General features: G+C 37.8%; 23 protein-coding genes and 1 riboswitch. Of the genes, 17 read left to right on the top strand and 6 right to left on the bottom strand.

Translation table 11 applies throughout. From position 1 onward, the window contains the following. Positions 1–142 precede the first annotated feature (142 nt). The 14 genes from FPV17_RS05035 to FPV17_RS05100 all read left to right on the top strand — a co-directional run bounded on the left by FPV17_RS05035 (position 143) and on the right by FPV17_RS05100 (position 8,938). Positions 143–1,009 (top strand): DUF4240 domain-containing protein, encoded by an 867-nt coding sequence (locus FPV17_RS05035; protein WP_144558367.1) that lies wholly within the window; start codon positions 143–145, stop codon positions 1,007–1,009. Between the two features lie 49 nt (positions 1,010–1,058). Next, positions 1,059–1,526 carry a hypothetical protein gene (locus FPV17_RS05040; protein ID WP_144558368.1) on the top strand — a complete coding sequence of 156 codons (468 nt, stop codon included), beginning with the start codon at positions 1,059–1,061 and terminating at the stop codon, positions 1,524–1,526. 474 nt (positions 1,527–2,000) lie between these two features. After that, the gene (locus tag FPV17_RS05045) at positions 2,001–2,606 is read left to right on the top strand and encodes a hypothetical protein (RefSeq protein WP_144558369.1); all 606 of its coding nucleotides are present in this window, start codon (positions 2,001–2,003) and stop codon (positions 2,604–2,606) included. Positions 2,607–2,695: 89 nt separating this feature from the next. Continuing rightward, positions 2,696–3,364: a hypothetical protein gene (locus FPV17_RS05050; RefSeq protein WP_144558370.1), complete on the top strand. Its 669-nt coding sequence runs from the start codon at positions 2,696–2,698 to the stop codon at positions 3,362–3,364. A 10-nt stretch (positions 3,365–3,374) separates the two neighbouring features. Next, complete coding sequence (locus FPV17_RS05055; protein WP_144558371.1) at positions 3,375–3,749, top strand: hypothetical protein; 375 nt, start codon at positions 3,375–3,377, stop codon at positions 3,747–3,749. Positions 3,750–3,776: 27 nt separating this feature from the next. Further along, positions 3,777–4,460, top strand: coding sequence for a hypothetical protein (locus tag FPV17_RS05060; RefSeq protein WP_144558372.1), 684 nt, complete (start codon positions 3,777–3,779; stop codon positions 4,458–4,460). A 9-nt stretch (positions 4,461–4,469) separates the two neighbouring features. Then, positions 4,470–4,802: a hypothetical protein gene (locus FPV17_RS05065; protein ID WP_144558373.1), complete on the top strand. Its 333-nt coding sequence runs from the start codon at positions 4,470–4,472 to the stop codon at positions 4,800–4,802. Positions 4,803–4,808: 6 nt separating this feature from the next. Beyond that, the gene (locus tag FPV17_RS05070) at positions 4,809–5,336 is read left to right on the top strand and encodes a DUF2199 domain-containing protein (protein ID WP_144558374.1); all 528 of its coding nucleotides are present in this window, start codon (positions 4,809–4,811) and stop codon (positions 5,334–5,336) included. Next, the gene (locus FPV17_RS05075) at positions 5,329–5,820 is read left to right on the top strand and encodes a YxiF family protein (RefSeq protein ID WP_144558375.1); all 492 of its coding nucleotides are present in this window, start codon (positions 5,329–5,331) and stop codon (positions 5,818–5,820) included. Before FPV17_RS05070 ends, FPV17_RS05075 begins: the two co-directional genes overlap by 8 nt. Positions 5,821–6,143: 323 nt before the next feature. Next, the gene (locus FPV17_RS05080) at positions 6,144–6,617 is read left to right on the top strand and encodes a hypothetical protein (RefSeq protein WP_144558376.1); all 474 of its coding nucleotides are present in this window, start codon (positions 6,144–6,146) and stop codon (positions 6,615–6,617) included. A gap of 64 nt (positions 6,618–6,681) precedes the next feature. Then, positions 6,682–7,614 carry a hypothetical protein gene (locus FPV17_RS05085; RefSeq protein WP_144558377.1) on the top strand — a complete coding sequence of 311 codons (933 nt, stop codon included), beginning with the start codon at positions 6,682–6,684 and terminating at the stop codon, positions 7,612–7,614. A gap of 235 nt (positions 7,615–7,849) precedes the next feature. Next, the gene (locus FPV17_RS05090) at positions 7,850–8,194 is read left to right on the top strand and encodes a YcnL family membrane protein (protein ID WP_144558378.1); all 345 of its coding nucleotides are present in this window, start codon (positions 7,850–7,852) and stop codon (positions 8,192–8,194) included. Positions 8,195–8,362: 168 nt separating this feature from the next. Beyond that, on the top strand, positions 8,363–8,512 hold the full coding sequence (locus FPV17_RS05095) for a DUF2750 domain-containing protein (protein ID WP_246117136.1): 150 nt from the start codon (positions 8,363–8,365) through the stop codon (positions 8,510–8,512). A 12-nt stretch (positions 8,513–8,524) separates the two neighbouring features. Beyond that, positions 8,525–8,938 (top strand): hypothetical protein, encoded by a 414-nt coding sequence (locus tag FPV17_RS05100; protein ID WP_144558379.1) that lies wholly within the window; start codon positions 8,525–8,527, stop codon positions 8,936–8,938. 177 nt (positions 8,939–9,115) lie between these two features. On the opposite strand, the gene FPV17_RS05105 is transcribed toward FPV17_RS05100, so the two are convergent. Further along, on the bottom strand, positions 9,116–10,366 hold the full coding sequence (locus FPV17_RS05105; protein ID WP_246117191.1) for an Nramp family divalent metal transporter: 1,251 nt from the start codon (positions 10,364–10,366) through the stop codon (positions 9,116–9,118). A 235-nt stretch (positions 10,367–10,601) separates the two neighbouring features. Then, positions 10,602–11,312, bottom strand: coding sequence for a hypothetical protein (locus FPV17_RS05110; RefSeq protein ID WP_035394897.1), 711 nt, complete (start codon positions 11,310–11,312; stop codon positions 10,602–10,604). Between the two features lie 153 nt (positions 11,313–11,465). Here FPV17_RS05110 and FPV17_RS05115 point away from each other — a divergent pair, with 153 nt between their 5' ends. Continuing rightward, on the top strand, positions 11,466–12,143 hold the full coding sequence (locus FPV17_RS05115) for a DUF421 domain-containing protein (RefSeq protein ID WP_035394895.1): 678 nt from the start codon (positions 11,466–11,468) through the stop codon (positions 12,141–12,143). A gap of 22 nt (positions 12,144–12,165) precedes the next feature. On the opposite strand, the gene FPV17_RS05120 is transcribed toward FPV17_RS05115, so the two are convergent. From FPV17_RS05120 to FPV17_RS05130, 3 genes are all read right to left on the bottom strand, one after another. Then, entirely contained in the window at positions 12,166–13,239 is a 1,074-nt protein-coding gene (locus tag FPV17_RS05120) for a metallophosphoesterase (RefSeq protein WP_144558381.1), read from the bottom strand. A 103-nt stretch (positions 13,240–13,342) separates the two neighbouring features. Next, a complete protein-coding gene (locus FPV17_RS05125; RefSeq protein ID WP_124741530.1) occupies positions 13,343–13,462 on the bottom strand; it encodes a YjcZ family sporulation protein in 120 nt (39 codons plus the stop codon). A gap of 140 nt (positions 13,463–13,602) precedes the next feature. Then, positions 13,603–14,139, bottom strand: a complete 537-nt coding sequence (locus FPV17_RS05130; RefSeq protein WP_035394891.1) for a GNAT family N-acetyltransferase — start codon at positions 14,137–14,139, stop codon at positions 13,603–13,605. A 170-nt stretch (positions 14,140–14,309) separates the two neighbouring features. Beyond that, a riboswitch (ZMP/ZTP riboswitch) is annotated at positions 14,310–14,388 on the top strand. A 41-nt stretch (positions 14,389–14,429) separates the two neighbouring features. On the opposite strand from FPV17_RS05130, the gene FPV17_RS05135 reads away from it, so the two are divergent. Beyond that, positions 14,430–15,272, top strand: a complete 843-nt coding sequence (locus FPV17_RS05135) for a bifunctional 5,10-methylenetetrahydrofolate dehydrogenase/5,10-methenyltetrahydrofolate cyclohydrolase (protein ID WP_144558382.1) — start codon at positions 14,430–14,432, stop codon at positions 15,270–15,272. Positions 15,273–15,358: 86 nt separating this feature from the next. Continuing rightward, positions 15,359–16,252 (top strand): phosphotransferase enzyme family protein, encoded by an 894-nt coding sequence (locus FPV17_RS05140; RefSeq protein WP_246117192.1) that lies wholly within the window; start codon positions 15,359–15,361, stop codon positions 16,250–16,252. A gap of 178 nt (positions 16,253–16,430) precedes the next feature. Here the strand turns inward: FPV17_RS05140 and FPV17_RS05145 are convergent, their stop codons facing one another. Continuing rightward, on the bottom strand, positions 16,431–17,735 hold the full coding sequence (locus tag FPV17_RS05145; protein ID WP_035394889.1) for an acyl-CoA thioesterase/BAAT N-terminal domain-containing protein: 1,305 nt from the start codon (positions 17,733–17,735) through the stop codon (positions 16,431–16,433). Positions 17,736–17,771 lie beyond the last annotated feature (36 nt).

Raw genomic sequence — 17,771 nt, forward strand, 5'->3', positions numbered from 1 at the left:
CTATAAATATATATTATCAGGTACAAGCATGGGCAACGAGTCGTTTACGTACAATAAGAACAGCAACCGACGACTAACAGACGGCACGTACATATTGAGCTACGGCAAAACCTAGATATAAACGATAAAAGGGGAATGACTTATGGACTTTAACCAAGGAGATGTCTATGCTTATCAGTTACCAAATGGTTACTACTCAGTAATGAAAGTATTAGAGTATGATGTAAATAATAAACGTGATGGAGTATTATTTACTTTAACAAGTTATTTTGATCATGCTATTCCTAGCTTAGATGATGAGAGACTTGAATTGCCTTTTAAAGATTATGATCGTTCTGTCGCAGAGACAATTGATGTTGACGATTTAATCTTTGTAGGCAACAGGCCACTAAATCAAAAAGAAGCTGAACGATTATTAAAAACAAGGGGCACTATAGGTGGGGTATCTCTATTTTATTTTTTGATTAAGCCCTATGTAATGTGGTTAGACAATCATGATCCAAAAAGTGCGGATCTCTATCTTGGTGAATTACGTAAGAAGGAAGAAGCAGAGAGTGAAAAAAAAGTAAACCCCCTCCCTAGCAAAGCATTTTGGGAGATTATCAGTCTGATTGATTTAGAAGCAGATATTCCGCTGGAAAAGGCGAGAGATAAGCTTGCCTCCATGACAGAGAAGCAGATAAAACAATTTGAAGAAGCGCTTGCGCAGAAACTATACAAGCTTGATACAGAGAAACATGCAAGGTCTATTGGTGAAGCAGCTTACGTGGATGAGGAGACGTTCTTTTCACCAGATTTCTTTCTCTATACGCGCTGTCTCGCTGTCGCAAAAGGCAAAGATTTTTATGAACATGTTGTAAAACATCCAGAGGCAATGCCGAAAGATGATGAATGCGAAGAATTGTTGACACTAGCAGCGGAAGCGTTTGAAGAAAAGACAGATGACAAATGGAATTATGTTCCGTCAAAGGATTACGAGACGTTTTCAAACGAACGTGGCTGGCGCTAAAATTACCAAGCGATATGGAGTTACAAAGTCCGCAAAAAGGAGAGAAACAGTGAGAACGTACATAAAAATGTTAATAGGTTTTTATAATGATGAATTAAATAGTTATGAAAATAAAGGGGATTGGTTGTATTGTGCACAAAAGACGGACAGTAAAAAAGGATTAAAACGAATGCCTAAAGGTTATCATTTTTTCGTGTCTTTAAATGAGGAAAGAACGCCATCAGAAATAGGGGTTGTTAAGAGACTCAGTACACCTATAACGGCTAAAGAACTTGCAATACTTGATTATAAAAGTAGAGGGAAAAGTGTTGAGGAAATACCTGAAAGTGAGTTATTACAATATGATAAATTTCTCAGAACAATAAATTCATATTCTGAACATACCCCAGTTGCTGTTGATTGGTCTGATCGATTAACAAATGATATGAAGAAAGAGAAATACTTATGGATACACAAAGTGTTATTCAGAGATTGGTCTAAAGAAAAAAAGAAAGAAGTTTTCGAATGGGATTTTTAGTGATCATTTAAAAAGGCTTAACTTACTATCATACTTGGTTAATAATAAAAACTCTTATAAACAGGAAGGTTAATATGGAAAAAGAAGAGAGATATAAGGAACTTATCATGAAACTTTAGATAACTAGAAATATTTTAGAGATAAATATGATGGTTCGTTACAAATGTGGCTTAATATTCAGTCTTTTAAGTATTGACCAATACAACGACATAGTAACTAATTGTGAATGAGGTGATAGGAAATTAATTTGTCATGCCAATATATACATAGATAAGTTGAAAAAAGAAGATTACTGAATTGTTTTATTGGCAGAATAGAGTGTAAATTCAAAGACTAGAAGGTAACGTATACAATTTGTCTTGATGTGAAGGCATGAGAAATAATGTATATAGCTTATATGGATTTTATACTGCATAAAAGTCAATAGGTACATTAATAACATTTAGTTTATGCTAAAGGACTTAGGGGGTATATATGGGTTCCAGAATAATGCATTTAGCTATTTCTTCTATAATATGTGAAGAATTAACGTTTGAAAAAAAATTTATATTAGGCGGGTTAGCTCCAGATGTGCAACAGCAAGGAGATTCAAGAAAGTTTGATTCTCATTTTATGAAACGAAATAGTGATGGAGAAGATAGAATCTATTTCAAAAGTTTTCTCTTTAAGTATAATACAAAATTTAATGATGACTTTGTAAAAGGTTATTATAGCCATCTTATCGCTGATAAATTTTGGCTAGAGGGTCCTTACGAGAAGTATATAAGACCCAAACCTTTAGCTGAGCGAAGACCAGTGTTGGAAAAGTTTTACCATGATTATCAAGTATTAAATTCTTTTATAATAGAGAAATATAATTTAGAGCAATTAACGTTAGAATTATTACCGGAAAACGAAACAATAACAGAGATTGAATATTCTAGGTTACCCAAAATTATAAACGAGACAAATGGTTATTTTAGAGATTATATGGATTTAGGAGAAACGACGACATTATTGAAAAAGAGAGAAATAATCGATTATATAGAAAAAACAGCAGAAAAACTCGTACAAGTTTTTAGTAACAGATTAGATCCCTAACGAGCATTAAAAGAGATATTAAATATTTTTGATTTTAGATACGGTGATGAGCCGTGGAAGTAGAGACTAGCCTAATAGAGGTGAGGAATATGAGCCGTGGACTAAATAGACAGCGTCCTGCATACAAAATTGTTAAGAATCATCCTATGAACCCGTCAACTCACTTTTTTGGAGGGAAAACATGGAACTTACCTAAGTGTAAAGTTTGTCTGGCATCTATGCACCAGATCGTTACGCTCGATGTGACTAAATTTAGTGAGCAAAATTTCGATAAAAAAATCAGTGAATTACCGCTATTCTCTTGTTTAAATTGTTCGCTTTTTTGGGAGAACCAATATTTTAAACTGGATTTCATCAGTCAATCAGCAAGCATCATAAAGCAAGATCAAGAAGACTTTGAACAGCAGGAGGAAGAAGATCGCATCCTGAATCCGCTCCCGTACATATCAATTGAATTAGAAGAAGTACACGAGAAAGACAATCAAACCGATGACGAAACGATTGATCGTCTGTTCTTTGAATTTGGAACAGCGTATGTAGGACGCGTTTTTGGTGAACCAGTTATTGCGCAAGAGCCGCTTCAAGATTGTTGTTTACGTTGCGGTGGGAAGCTTCAGTTTATTGCACAAATTACAGGGGATAGCGACATGGAAGAGATGTTTCAGGAAGATATTGATTTCTTTTTCGGTGAAACCATGCTTTACTTTTCTCTTTGTAGCCGCTGTGATTTATTGATGGTGGAGCCACAGTCAATCTAGGGGTGTGAGTATGAACAGTAGAATGTATCATCAAGTGGAGTTTACGGATGAACTAGAAATCAAGCTCGACAGGATTGCCACGATAGCTAAAAAAGTAGCAGCGAATGTAACTGAAACGTATAAGCAACCATTTAAGGAATTCGGGGTTGAATTGTTTGTCAACGTTTATGAGCCAGAGAAAGGTTGGTTTGATAAAGACTCTGAACTCACGATTCAAATTGCATTAATGGAGGAGGGTCATCTATCAGATGATGAATATATACCGATTTGGACGATTGAGAGAAAGTGGTTTAAGTTAAAAGGTTTGTTGGATTTTGAGAGTGAATTAGAGCTAGTTAAAGAGGTAGAAGAAACTATTGAGACACTCTATTCTACTTTTTCTTAGTAAAAGAACGTTGTGAGAGGTGCTGTTATGTTCTTAAAAGAGGTGGTTCTTTGGGATGAGAGTGAGGAAAGTACGCTTTATAAAGATTCACTTTGCATATCAGAAATGTTTCGATGGGAATTAAAGAAGAAAATCAAAACAGAAGATACTGAGGCGCTTTTTATTCATTGTGGGAAGTACGAAAAAGTTGCATTTATCCGAGAGGAACAAGAAGCATACAGTGTACTCGTTCCGAAAAAGAGTGTTGATGTCATGATGCCGTTTGATCAAGAGAGATACACTCAATTGAACAAGCAAGAGAAGAAAAAAATGCTCGCGGACGTGTTAATAAAAGGTGTGCTATTTGTGGCAGATAAAAAGAATTTGAACCAGGCTTTTATTAAAGATGCGTATAGAAAAATGGTGAAAAAAGAATTTAATCATTACGTTAAACCTTGGAAAAAACAGCTTTCACCGAATAAACGATTTAAAGCGTATCCAATGGTAAGACTGGATTTAGACTTTTTTGAGCTAGAGGTTGTGATCGAAAGGGAAAAGAAAGTAATTGTGAAGAAGTCCATACTGACATGTGAACCAGATTTTCACACCTTATGGTACGCTATGAGAGAGTTAAAATGGTTAAGCAATCATGAAGTTGCTTTATATACGAGGGCACATAAAGAAACATATACAGGTATAAAAATTCCGTCGCTTGAAGAGAACGGAGAGTGATCAACACATATGCTTATTCAAATGCAACACAAAGCCGAGCTTATTAAACTGTACAAACAGATTGAATCAAGGCAGCATCCATTTGAGGTGGAACAAATGGATGCATGGCTGCCTTATGACGAAGGAGAGTGTTACCTTTATTTCTCGTTAGTGATGGGAAGTTTGAGCTACGTGCTAGCTAATAGAACGATTCCAAAACCGCAGCGGCACGCTTTACAACAGTGCGTGATAGGTGACGAACTATTGAAACTCTCAATAAATCAAGATTGGAACGAACTGCGAACTTATGTTGAGCTGCATGAACGAGCAAGAAACATTATGGTACCATTTAATAAGAAATGAGGAACGATGATGAAGCAAGAGGGTTATTATTGCCACGAATGTAAGACGTTTCACGAAGAACTTCCATTCTCTTATGTGACCGAAGCGCCAATCTATTTTTACAATATGGATGAGGAAGAAAGAAAGAAGCGGTTTTATTTAAAAGACAATGTCTGTATGTTAGATAAGGAGCATTTTTTTGTTAACGGCATCATACCAATTTATGTGGAAGAGCTAGATGTCGATTTTTATTGGGGCGTTTGGGTGTCTTTAAGTAAAGAAAGCTATTATAAAGTCAAAAAAAGACGTCGTCTTGGTTTTATCGAGCCGATGTTTGGTTGGCTTTCAACTGAGATTCCGATTTATCCTGATACAGTTAATTTAAAAACCAAGGTGCATTATCAAGCAGGTGGAGAACTACCAATCATTGAATTAGAACCAACGGATCATCCCCTTGCATTAGAATATGAACACGGTATCTCATTAGCAAGAGTAGAAGAAATCGCTCATTTACTTTGTAAAATACAGCAAGAGGATGACGAAGAAAATGAATGATCCATTGCAAAAAAAGCTGAAAGAAAATCGGGAGAGGTGGGTAAGACAGAAGCTTGAGCAAGAGTTGACTTCTCTGCGATCAAAAGGACTGCATTACGAGTATGGGGACGCAGATGAAAGTAAACGATTGTTGCATACAGTTCTTTCATATGATGAAAAGAAAGCGACAATCGAATTTGAAATGGAAACCGTTGATGAAGCAAAACAACTTGTATTAAAAACAATCAATAAACTAGAGCCGAACCAACTGACGTCTCATATCTATCTGTTTCACGAAGAAAGTGACATCACAGGCGCACTCAGCATGAAAGTAAGTGAGTGTGTCATGCACATGGATGAGCTGTTTGATTTTATTCAGTATGAGGATGGTAGATTAATGAACAGCTTCATGATACTAGAGCCAAATGGCCGTTTTGCGATTTGTTTGTTTCATACCGAGTACGGACAGGAACTTCTTTACGTTAATCATCAGGTAATTGAATGATAAAAATAAAGCTCGGTCACAAGTGTTCAACACTTAATCAGTTTAATGGATAAAACCCTTTATTCGTTAGAAATTATAAACGAGAAAATATCATTCGTGGTAGGTGCTAAATGTGATTCAATTGGTGACTAAGGACGTTTTTTCCGTTATATTATCACTGAATTCGAAAATTCGTCTTGTAACGCTTGTTGCTAGCGTTACAACCATGGACAATGAACGATCAACATAAATTTTTTAATAATTTAAAAAAATATTGTGTTTTTCTGTTGGTTCAAATAGAATAAAAATGTAATTAATTACAAAAAAACATTATGAGGTTTTATATGAAAAAAATGGTACTATCTTCCGCTTTCGTTTTTTCTTTATCTCTTTTTTTTGGTCTTGCCAATGCAGAAGAATTGGGCTCTAAAGATCCTTACGGTGATATCAATTCGCCTGAGTCTATTATAGACTTTTTAGTTAACGAAGCGCATGTGATACCAAACCCACATCATTTTGAGTCAATGGCAACTATAACTGCTACATCACGAGCAGGTGTGTCTGGCGCTATTGGGCAAGTACGTGGAACCGCTACTTCATCGACAACAAGAGTAGTGGATTATGTATACGCAAGAGCTAGAATTTATCAGAGCGGCACGGTTAGAGCTGATGCTTCAGATACTTCAAGAAAAGATAATTATGCTGGAGCTGCAACATCATACGTCAGTAAAAAAAGTTCTGGATACACACGAGGAAACCATGAATACAGACATGCTGGTTATAAGACAATAAATCATGTAACTCGAAAAAATCACTAATATTTAAATAACAGTAAGCGTATAATTTTATGAAATTATACGCTTCTTCTAATAGGAGGCCAAGATGAAGAAACGTTTTCTTATTTTCTGGTTAACAACTACCTTTTTAATCAGTTGTTCCAATAGTATTGATGAAGAAGATTTTCAGCAAGTGCAAGATAATGATTTAAGAAACTATTCAACAGAAAAACAGGACATATTTGCGTTCGGACTTTATGATGATGACAGAAGAATCATTGATACCTATTTAAGCGAAAACCTTAAAGATACGTACCCATTAGAATTCGAGATGGAACAGTATTTTGACGAAGATATTGATTTTGGTTTGCTTGCTTTTGAGAATTTTGAACAGATTTCATTCCATTACGAAGGAAGGGATCGTAATTTAATTACATACCATGTACAGTCAAACAAATCAGAAACGGTTGCTTTCAACTTGAAGTTAAAAGCAAATGTGAATAGTGAAATCTCTTTTATTAGTTTTACAGATCCGTATCATTCTTTTGATTCTGAGCCTGATAATATTGAGGTAGCTTTCCAATATGAGGATATTTTTTCATTAAGAAGAGCATATAGTTCTTCAGATCCTATAGAAACTAAGTTTTTAGAGAATGTTGAAGTGAGTACAAGTCACCTTATTGAAGATAACATTATTGAAGGATTAATTATTGATACAGAAGTTGGACAATACAATTACATTACTCAGTTAACAAGTGGTGAAAATGCTTTTATTCATATAGGTAACGGATATGGAGAAGATGTTCCGTATGCGCTAATTGCTTTAAAGAACTGGGAACAGGTTGATATTAACGGCGAGAGAGTATTGTATTTCACGGTCCCAAAAGATGCTACGAAAGTAATTCAGTTTGAGACACCTAAAGTAAAATCCTTAGAACCTTTTCAGTTTTTTGCCTTCCCATATCCTTACGAGATTGAAGAAGGCTTCTATGAAGCGGATCGTATTTATTCTTCAGCGAGGATATTCGTATCACCTTAAACAAAAAAGTAGTAACGTGTTATTCGTATATCTTAACGTTGCCAATGTTCTTCAGAACACTTTTTAGTTTTTTTAATGATATTTTTTATTTTAATTTAATTACATTCGATCGTGATCGACTTTTTTGTGGAAACTTTAGAAAAACTTTAGAATTTAGAATTCTAACTGGCTGTATAATGGATATATATTGCTACAAATAGATAATAACCATTTAATCTAGAAAGCAGGAGCCCTAATGAGCCAATTTTGTCCCATTTGCGAAAAGCCCTTTACGGAAGAAGATCTCTACGATGCAAAGATCCCCTTTTCATTTAAATGTCGTGGTTGCCAATCTCGTGTATACGAAGTAAAAACATCACTATTATTACTTATACCAGCGTTAGGATTTGCTGGACTCCTTATTTTTTTAAGTGAGCAGATTAACGAATGGTTGCTACCTTTTCTCCCATTTATCGAAAATTGGCCAATAGCCTTAATTGCAATAGTCTTCTTATTTCCGATTTACTATTTTGGCGAAAATACACTTGTTAAATTAACGTATAAGCACGGAAAATTCTTTAGCCGTAAACGTGTTGCATAATTCTACTAACAAGTCATGACAAGCCCGCATGTAAGTGCGGGTTTTTAGTGCACAAAAAAAAGTAGCTTCTCGGGGGCAAGTCGTTGAATTAGTAGATTTCGATTTTCTTACAGAGTCTAATGCAGGAAAACTATCAATCTCTTTAAGAGATTTTGTTCTTATGGGGGATTGTTTAGACGATTAACAGAATTTAAGAAAGACTGGCTGCATGGAATGAATGAAGATGGCTTGTTAGTAGGCACGAATTGGAATGCTAAACTAATTGGTCTTGAGGTGGAACCTATGATTTTATATAAAGAGTTAAAAATTAAAACTTAAGCGAGGGAAAAAATGGACATTCTCCAATTTAGTAATGAGGAATTATCGATCGCGCTTATACTCGATGATTATTATAAAGAATCTGCTGATGCTGATTTAACGATAAGGTTAAAGACGAGCACATTAAATTTTTATTGCCATAGTGGACCTTATTATGTTCGAGCTTCTAGCTTGCGGAGATTTCATAAAGAGTTAGTGAAACTGACGGGCACAGGTTGGCTAAATCGCAAAACAACGGCATCATTTAGTGATGATTCTGGAGAACTGATGCTGACATTTAGTGAAGTTGATGAGAATTATGCTGTCGAAATTGAACTATCGCAACATTTACATGAGCAGCGGTACACGGCAACACATGCGCTTTCACTAGAATGTGTAAACGACTGTAAAGAACAAATTGGTACGTTTTTACAGGTGATGAAATGAGGAAGACGTTCTTGTCACTAGCAGGGCCTAACGTGATGCTCAAAAATTGCAAAGTCTGCGATCCAGTTGTGCATAAAGCGTCTAGTGCCATCTTGTTGCTTCCATTGAGACTAATGTAATACTTTATCTGATAGTTGAGCTAAAGCCAAAAACCTTAGTTTCAACTAAGGCTTTTGTTTAAAAGAAACTTATAAATACACGAATGGCGAGTAATGTTACGAGGCCAATTATGAAAAGCGTAATGATGTTGCTTGATGCGGAGTTTTGAAACCGACCCATACGATCTTTTTTGTTCGTCAACCTATAGAGTACGACTGTGAGGACAGGTAATAGTAAGCCGTTAATCGCTTGGGCCGAAATGATTAGTTCAATAGGAGAGCCTCCAAAAATCCACACCAGTGCAATGGGGATGAGACCTGTAATAATTAATATGATGCGGTTAACCGGTGCGTCTGGATTTTCTGATTGCTTGAATGCATGACCAAATAACATTGGTTGCACCGTTAAATTAAACAAGCCAGATGAAAAGCCGGCTGTCCATAATCCGATGGCAAAAAAGATGGTTGCAAATGATCCAAGAATAGGTGTTAACTGCACAGCCATATCTCCAGCACTGTTAATGGTTTGTCCTGATCCATAGAACGCAGCAGCGGAAGACAAGAGAATGGCAATAGAGATGATGGCTAACAGGGTGAAATTTATTTTTAAATCATTGACTGAAATGCTGCGAATTTGTTCTTTTGTGTAAGCGGAGTGGCGGTATTTGTCTTTCATAAAACCTGAAAGTGCTACAAGTGTATTTGGAACAAGAATGGTTGCAATTAGCGCAAGCACGATGAGTAAGTCTCCTTGCGGAATGGAAAACGTGAATCCTTGATTGATTGTTTCACCTGCGTTTGGCAGAGCAGCAAGTGCAGTTAAACAAAAGGTTAAAACAAGCATGATCATAACAATTCGGTTAATATTCTCAAGTACTTTGTAGACGCCAAACCAAGCAATGCCCATTGCCGAAACTGAAAGCAAACTAACCCAGGCAAGCATCGGAACGGATGGGAAAATAAGATTCATGGCCATGGAAGCCCCGATGAAATTGCCTGCTTGAAAGGCGAGGGCACCGAGCCATAAGCCAAAGAAAATAAGTTTGGACCATAAGCTGCTTATGTCATCTCGAATGCCTTCTAGTACGCTTGTCCCTGTTGCGACAGTCCAATTAATAACAGGTCGTTGAATAAAGTAGCCAACAAGACAAGCGAGGACAAGAATCCAAGCGACTTGAAATCCAAATTGGGCACCAGCAACGGATACGGTTGTCACAGTACCTGGACCGATAATACATGCAGCGACAATAGCGCCTGGCCCCCACGAACGATACCAAGGAATTGTCTGATTCTCTTCTAACGATGCTACAGTCACTTTCTCTCTAACCACATTCGTCAATCCAACCACTCTCCTCTATCTTGTGATTGTATCAACAAAAACATAGAATTTTCTGTATTTTTGTAAGATAATCTACGGTACATTTTGCTTAGAATCCTATGAAAGCTTTAAATGACTGAAAACAATTGGGATAGCATTAATAGCGATACGCATCTTTTTTTTATAGAAGTTCTAATCAGCACTTGAAAAAAGCCGCTCAACAAAAAGGTCGAGTGGCTCTTGTATATTACCATTGAAAGATGGCTTTTAACGTTAACAGTGAAACTGAAAACAGGAGGGACGCTATTAAAAAGGTTGGTAGGTGAGCATAATCTTCTTCAGGCAATTCTTTACTAATGACGTTAAAAATCATGGCGCCTGAACTAAAAGCGATTAATGAATCGACAAATAGACCTGTTGAAGGACCGATTGTACCAGCAATAGCACCTATGAGTGTTGTTGTGGCAAGAATGAAGCGGCCGTATTGACGGTGAACGGTTTGATTCCCATGACCAATGTGATAGGAGATACCGATAAAGTGAAGCCCAACAGCAACACCATAAAAAAGAGCTTCTACAGTTTTAACATCTGACGCAAAAACAATGTAGGAGATCATAAATGTATAAAAGGCGAAGAAAGAGATTTGGACGATATAAGATGTATTCGTGGAACGATGTTGATCGTGTTTTGTCTTGGCGATTTTATAAACACTGTAATACACGAGTAATCCGATTAACCCAAGAAAGTAAAGCTCTGAGTCTAATGCAAGATCTCCACCAAGCTGATCCTGCTCTTCGTGCATGGTCGGCAAGATGTAGACAAAAACATATGCAATCGCAACGCCTCCTGATAACGAAAGGATTTTCTGCTCTTCAAAAGGTGTACGACGAATAATCGGTAGTGCAAATAATTGAATGAGAATAAGCATTACCCCGATAAGGATAGATTCTACTGTCATGTTGTTTCCTCCTCTTGCTTCATGCTTATGTATACCCACTTTTTAATCATCGAAGTTTACAGTTTTGTAAAGAAACCATGTATAGGTCTCTGCGTCTGAAATCGTCGAATTTGGTCTATGCTGTATACGAGTGGTATGAGAGGTGGTTATGGTGTGGGAAATTTGTTACAGACAACTCTAGAATTGACGGTTGGACTATTTGCGCTCCTGATTTTAACAAAAGTGATGGGGAAGACGTCTTTTGCGCAAATAACGCCGTTTGATTTTATTTCTGCATTAATTTTGGGTGAACTCGTCGGGAATGCCATTTATGATAACGAAACGAAATTAGGGACCATTCTGTATTCAGTATTAATTTGGGGTGTGCTGTTGTTTATTATCGAGTGGTCGACGCAGCGGTTTCGGAAGACGAGGAAGTTTTTTGAAGGAAACCCGTCTATCATTATTCAAAACGGACACTTAAACCGAAAGGAAATGAAACGGAATAAACTCGACATGAATCAGCTTCAGCATCTATTAAGGCAAAAAGACGCTTTTTCTGTTCGTGAGGTTGCGTACGCGGTTTTGGAGACAGATGGACAAATAAGTGTTCTAAAGAAACAAAAATACGATCAGCCAACCTATGAGGATTTTAAACTAAAAGAAGATCCCGTTTATTTACCTGTTACCTTCATCAATGATGGCGTGGTTGACTGGGAAAATATTAAAAAAGCCGGATTAGACGAAAACTGGTTAGATAAGCAGCTTTATGAGCAGCGGATTGATCATTATCGCGATGTGTTTTATTTAGAGTGGAAGTATGATGAAGGCATTTACCTTGAAAAGATGTGAAGAGACCTCTTCACATCTTTCTTTATGTACAAGATTTGGGAATCCAACCGTAATAGCCATCTTTTTTGGCTAAGTCATATCCACTGCATTGATCATCAAGTATCGAAACGTGATCACCTTGTTTTACAGTTAAGAACGAAGCACTGACATCAGTTGTACACTGCCACTTTTCATCTTGATAGGTTAAATACTCATTTTTAATCCAATAATTCGCTTTGTTCGCTGCACTGTAGCAGAGCGTAAAATGTTCTTGTTGTTCTCGTTTTTCTACTACATAATTTGGCCAATTGATTGTCCCTTGTTTGGATTCATCTACAAAGGAGTGGACAATTTCTTTTATCTGTTCACACTCATCAACATAGGTTATGTCGAACAACCCATCTTGGAGGGTGAGGGCATTTAATTGCCCAATGGATTTGACCTGCAAGCCACCATCTAAACAAATGATTCGTTTGTCAAAGTCAATGATGGGATTTAAGTGACTTTTTTCACGACTTAAATAGTTTGAAATAGGCCAATGTCCCACAATGACGGTCTTTTCTTCATCATGCCCATGCTCATAAAAGGATGGGAAGGCATAAGCGTTTGTTAAAGATGTTTCTCTCCAATCGTTCTTTCTTTCGATACCAGCATGAATAATGATAAAATCCTCGGATTCAAGTGCATGAGGAAGCTGCTGAATCCATTCGAGTTCCGCATGATAATGGTCTAAGCAAAATTGAGCGATCTCTTTAATAGAAGAAAACTGTTTCCATTCACGGTTTTGTTCTCGAAGCATTTCATGAATAAGAGAATGAGGTTGTCGTTCTAAGTAGGGTACTAGTTGTTCGTTTTCGTTTAGAAGGTGAAGGAGGATGGCGTCATTATTTCCTAATGTTGTATAAATACGATGCGTATGACAAAGATCCATTATATAGCGAATCAGGCCAAGACTATCTTGCCCTTTCTCGCAAACATCACCATTCAGAATCAAAGTATCGTTAGCAGAATAATGTAATGTAGCGAGCAGTTTTTTAAATAGCTTTAGATTCCCGTGAATATCTGACATCATGTGGGTTCGTTGATTGTTTAAAGAAATGGTTTGTGTATGTAACATCGAACGCTCTTCCTCCGTTCTATTTGCTTTTATTCTATTGTTGCAATGTAAACAAAAAAAGACAACCTCGAAAGGTCATCTTTTTACAATCTGGAAGAACAAATTAGCAATATCCGCCACCTACATAAGAAGCTCCGATGATGATAAGCAAGATGAATAATACAACTACTAATGCAAATCCGCCACCAGCACCAGCTCCGTAACCACCGCCTGCGTATGACACTTGGCATGCCCCCTTCCTGCGTTTCTCTATATCAAGGTATGCAGGTGTACCCTAAATGGTTTGTAGTTTCTTCAAAGAAATGAAAAAGTAGGGCAATCGCCTAGCGAATAAAAACTGTATCCATGAACGAGTGGCAGTCTCTAGAGAAGTTGCTGATAGTGGGTTTGTAGTAACCCCATATGAATGATATCAATCCACCCTCCATTTCTAAAGACGGCTTCTTTTATTCTTCCTTCCTGAACAAAGCCCACTTTCTTGTAAAGATGAATTGCTTTTTCATTTGTTGAAAAGACGCGCAACGATAATCGATGTAAATTTAATTCGTAAAACGCGTATGTTAATAAGAGAGAAAGTGCTTCTGTGCCATACCCTTTGCCCCATTTGCTTTTTTCACCGATATCAAGAATGCACTCAGCGTTCCGGTTTTTGTAGTCAATTCCAATTAAAGAAATGACGCCAATAGGAGTGTCATGTTCAAGTTCTTCAATTATGTATGATTTTGACTGTGCAGAGGAAAGCATCACGTTTTCGACAAAAGATTGAGTTTCTTCATATGTGTAAACGTCTAAGACAAGGCTAGTGGAAGCCATGACCTCATGGTCGTTTCTCCACTGATGATAAAGTGAGATGTCAGTGTTTTGCATTTTACGCAGTCGTAATCGAGTTGATTGAAACATGATTTTTCCTCCCTTGTTTAATTGGCTTCATTGTATCATGAGAGAAAACGAATCACAGAAAAATTCAGAAATCACGTACAAATAGATTGATAGAGTGCATTTTTGTTCGGAAATGGAATGGTTTTAAGTGTTTTTTTTGAAAGTGTATGCTAAAATGAAACAAAAACGTAAAGACTCTATGTAACTGGCGCAATGTGGATAACCACGAGGGAGCATAGAGCGTACTTGCCGTGCGCCTGGGCAAAAGGGAATAGCCCTTTTCACGTTCAAATAACGAAAGGATGGTTTGAATGAAAACGCCCTTACTATTAGATGGAGTAGAAGTATCAAATCGCATTAAGGATGATCTTGCAAAAAGAGTGACAGCCCTGAATGAGAAAGGCATTACTCCGTCCCTCGCAACCATTTTAGTAGGCGAAGATCCCTCTTCTGCTACTTATGTGCGAATGAAAGGAAATGCCTGTCGCAAGCTTGGGATGGAATCAAAGAAAATCGAAATGCCAACAGAAACAACTACGGAAGAGCTGTTAGCAACAATTAAGCAGTTAAATGAGGATGATACCGTTCATGGTATTTTATTGCAGCATCCTGTTCCTGAGCAAATTGATGAACGTGCTGCATTTGATGCGATCGCGATTGAAAAAGACGTAGATGGCGTTACCACTCTTGGATTTGCGCAAAATGCTTTCCATTTTGCCCAATACCCTTCATGTACGCCAGCAGCCATTATGGCTATTCTCGACCACTATGACTTACCAATCGAAGGGAAACATGCTGTTGTTGTTGGCAGAAGCCCGATTCTAGGTAAACCAGTATCCATGATGTTGCTCAATCGAAACGCAACGGTAACCATTTGTCATTCTCGCACAAGTGAGTTAGAAGCCCATGTCAAACAAGCGGACATTGTTGTTGCAGCTGTTGGTCGCCCTGAATTTATTAAAGGGGAATGGATCAAGCCGGGTGCCTTCGTACTTGATGCTGGTTACAATAAAGGAAATGTTGGTGATTGTGACTACGATGGTTGTGCAGCCAATGCATCTGCCATTACGCCAGTGCCTGGAGGCGTTGGTCCTGTAACCATTTCAATGTTGTTAAAACATACGGTTGATGCAGCTGAACGAGCACAATTATAAAAAGTGATGAGAGATTAAAGGTGAAAGAGTACCTTTGGTCTCTTTTTTTGATAGGCTAATTAAAGGGAGGTGGGGTTTTGAATGAGGTGTTGCACGAAATAACAAAGAGGTATCAACTTAAGGATTGTCAATTTGTTTGCATAGGTGGCTTTTACAATCATGTGTTTTCTAATGGTTCACATGTTGTAAAAGTGTTTCATGAAAACCAAGCGAATTCGGTGCAAATGGAGCATGAAATCAATGTAATGACATACATGAATCAGCGAGGGATTCCTTCCGCAAGCGTTTTTCATTCAAATCGACAACGAACGTTTGAAGAAATCATGTATTGTGGCGAGCGTTATTTTTGCTTTGTACAGTCAAGAATAGAGGGTGAAACCATTGCCATTACTGATTTGTCGGGGGGGAATATAGCTGAGTGGGGTGCGCAAATAGGGGCAATCCATCACGCAGGAAAAGCATATAGCCACTATTATCCATTGAACCACTGGCATGAGGAATCCATTGTACAAACGGCTAGTATTGTACTTGACGATACACTACAAGCAGTGTGGCTTAATGTGTATAAGAAATTAACATCGTTAACGCAAGACGATTCAAGCTATGGACTGATCCATCATGATCTTCATCATGAAAATAGTCGTTTTCTCGGCAATAAAGCGTCAATCATTGATTTTGAGAGCACCATCCAGCATTGGTATATATATGATCTCGCAATAGCGATTTACCATGCATCACTGCATATTGAAAAAGACAAACGAGCTGATTGGTATGAATGGTTTTCCTCTATCATGCTGGAAGGCTATCAATCAACGTTCTCATTAGAAAAAAAGTGGGTAGATGAACTATCCTTCTTTATTTATTACCGCCAGTGGTACTCCTATCTATATTTCCAAGTACATCTAGAAAAAAATGAACAGGTTACCCAGATGTTAGAAAAGATGAAGTCTTATCTAGCAGCTGAGAAAACCATTATTTAGAAAAGGATGAAGGATTATTTTTTATGTTGTCGTGATGATATGCCTCATTTTCTACTTATTTTATCAAATCAAGCAAATAAGAAAAGAAAATGAAGAACTGAAAAAACAGCAGATGCTCATCATTAAAATGCTTGAATATCAACTTGAAAGGGATTCGCGTTAAAAAAAGACCAGTTGCCTAAGAATAGTGCAAACTGGTCTTTTTCGTATGCGCAAATAAGAAGTCTTGCACATAGTGCCACGTTTCTCTGGCGGCATCGGCATTCCCTTTTTTCGTGCCGCCAAAATCCATTATCATGCCACCTCCAACATGCATATAGGTTGAAGTTGGCATACCTGGTAGCCCATAGGGGAAGGCAAGGAAATGGCCACCTTCGTCATAATACAGGTGTTTGTTGTCCGTTCGTTTGCCATGAAGTTCGTGTTGAACCATTCGAGCATAATCAGCAGACGGCCAACATTCGTCTTTTTCACCTGCAATGGTTAGTAGAGGAGCATTCACTTGCTCAACTGGAATTCGAATAGCGTCTAAATTTGTTGCTTTTGCTTGTGAGAGAGACCAGATTGGTAAGAAAGAAAAAGGCTTACGTGTAAGTATGCTTTTCCCGATGTTAAGAAAATGCTTTGCTGTGTAAGTGAATTTCAAGTAAGGCAGTGGTGCATTCTGTTGTGTCCAGGCTGGAATTGGTGCATAAATCGTGTTACGTAATCCGGATGTTACATAAGCTCCTGGAGCTCCGGCAATAACCGATTGATAGTCGTCGTAAGTGGAAGCAAGCAGTAAGGCGAGTTCGCCACCTCTGGAGTAGCCAATAAGCGAAACGGTGTTATCTGCGGCATCATGGGATTTAAGCCAAAGGGTAGCTTTTTGAAAATATTCTAAGGGAATGTTTTCAAGATCTTTCGATACACCTTCCGCTCCAAAATAAGCAAGAGACAATACAGTATAGCCTTTCGATGCAAGAAGTGCAGCAGCATGTTCATTTACACCACCATCAGATCCGCCTACTACTAATACACCTGGGAAAGCTTGGGCAGTATCAGGGTGGAAGAGGGTGCCAACTAGTTCTGCTTCGTGGACAGGCACGCGTTTAACGGTTTCATCATAAAATTTTCTATGTACATGAGCTGTATCTAATAGCTTTCCAGAAGAGTCTTCAAGTGTAAATGAGTAGGTAAGCGGCTCAGCGTTCCACTTATCAAAATAATCACCGTGCTTTTTCCCAATCCGCTCCATTGACCAGACTAAACCTTCTGCATCAATGCCTTTGTAACTTCCGGACAAGGGAGCTGTTGAAGCAAGGTGGAGATTCCCATCTTGATTCGCTTCATATAATGCGCTAGCCTCAAAGATTGCATCATTGTCATCTTTCGTTTGTACTTTAATGGTTACTTTTTGCTTTGGCATTAAGTCATAAACAGATAGTTGTAATGGTTGATCGATGAGTGCACGAATAGGTGTTACGACAATACGAGGGGTCATTGGTAAACCTCCTTTCAAATGGTCTGTAATCAATCT

The sequence above is a fragment of the Shouchella miscanthi genome, assembly GCF_007725405.1.
GTDB classification, from domain to species: domain Bacteria; phylum Bacillota; class Bacilli; order Bacillales; family Bacillaceae_D; genus Shouchella; species Shouchella hunanensis.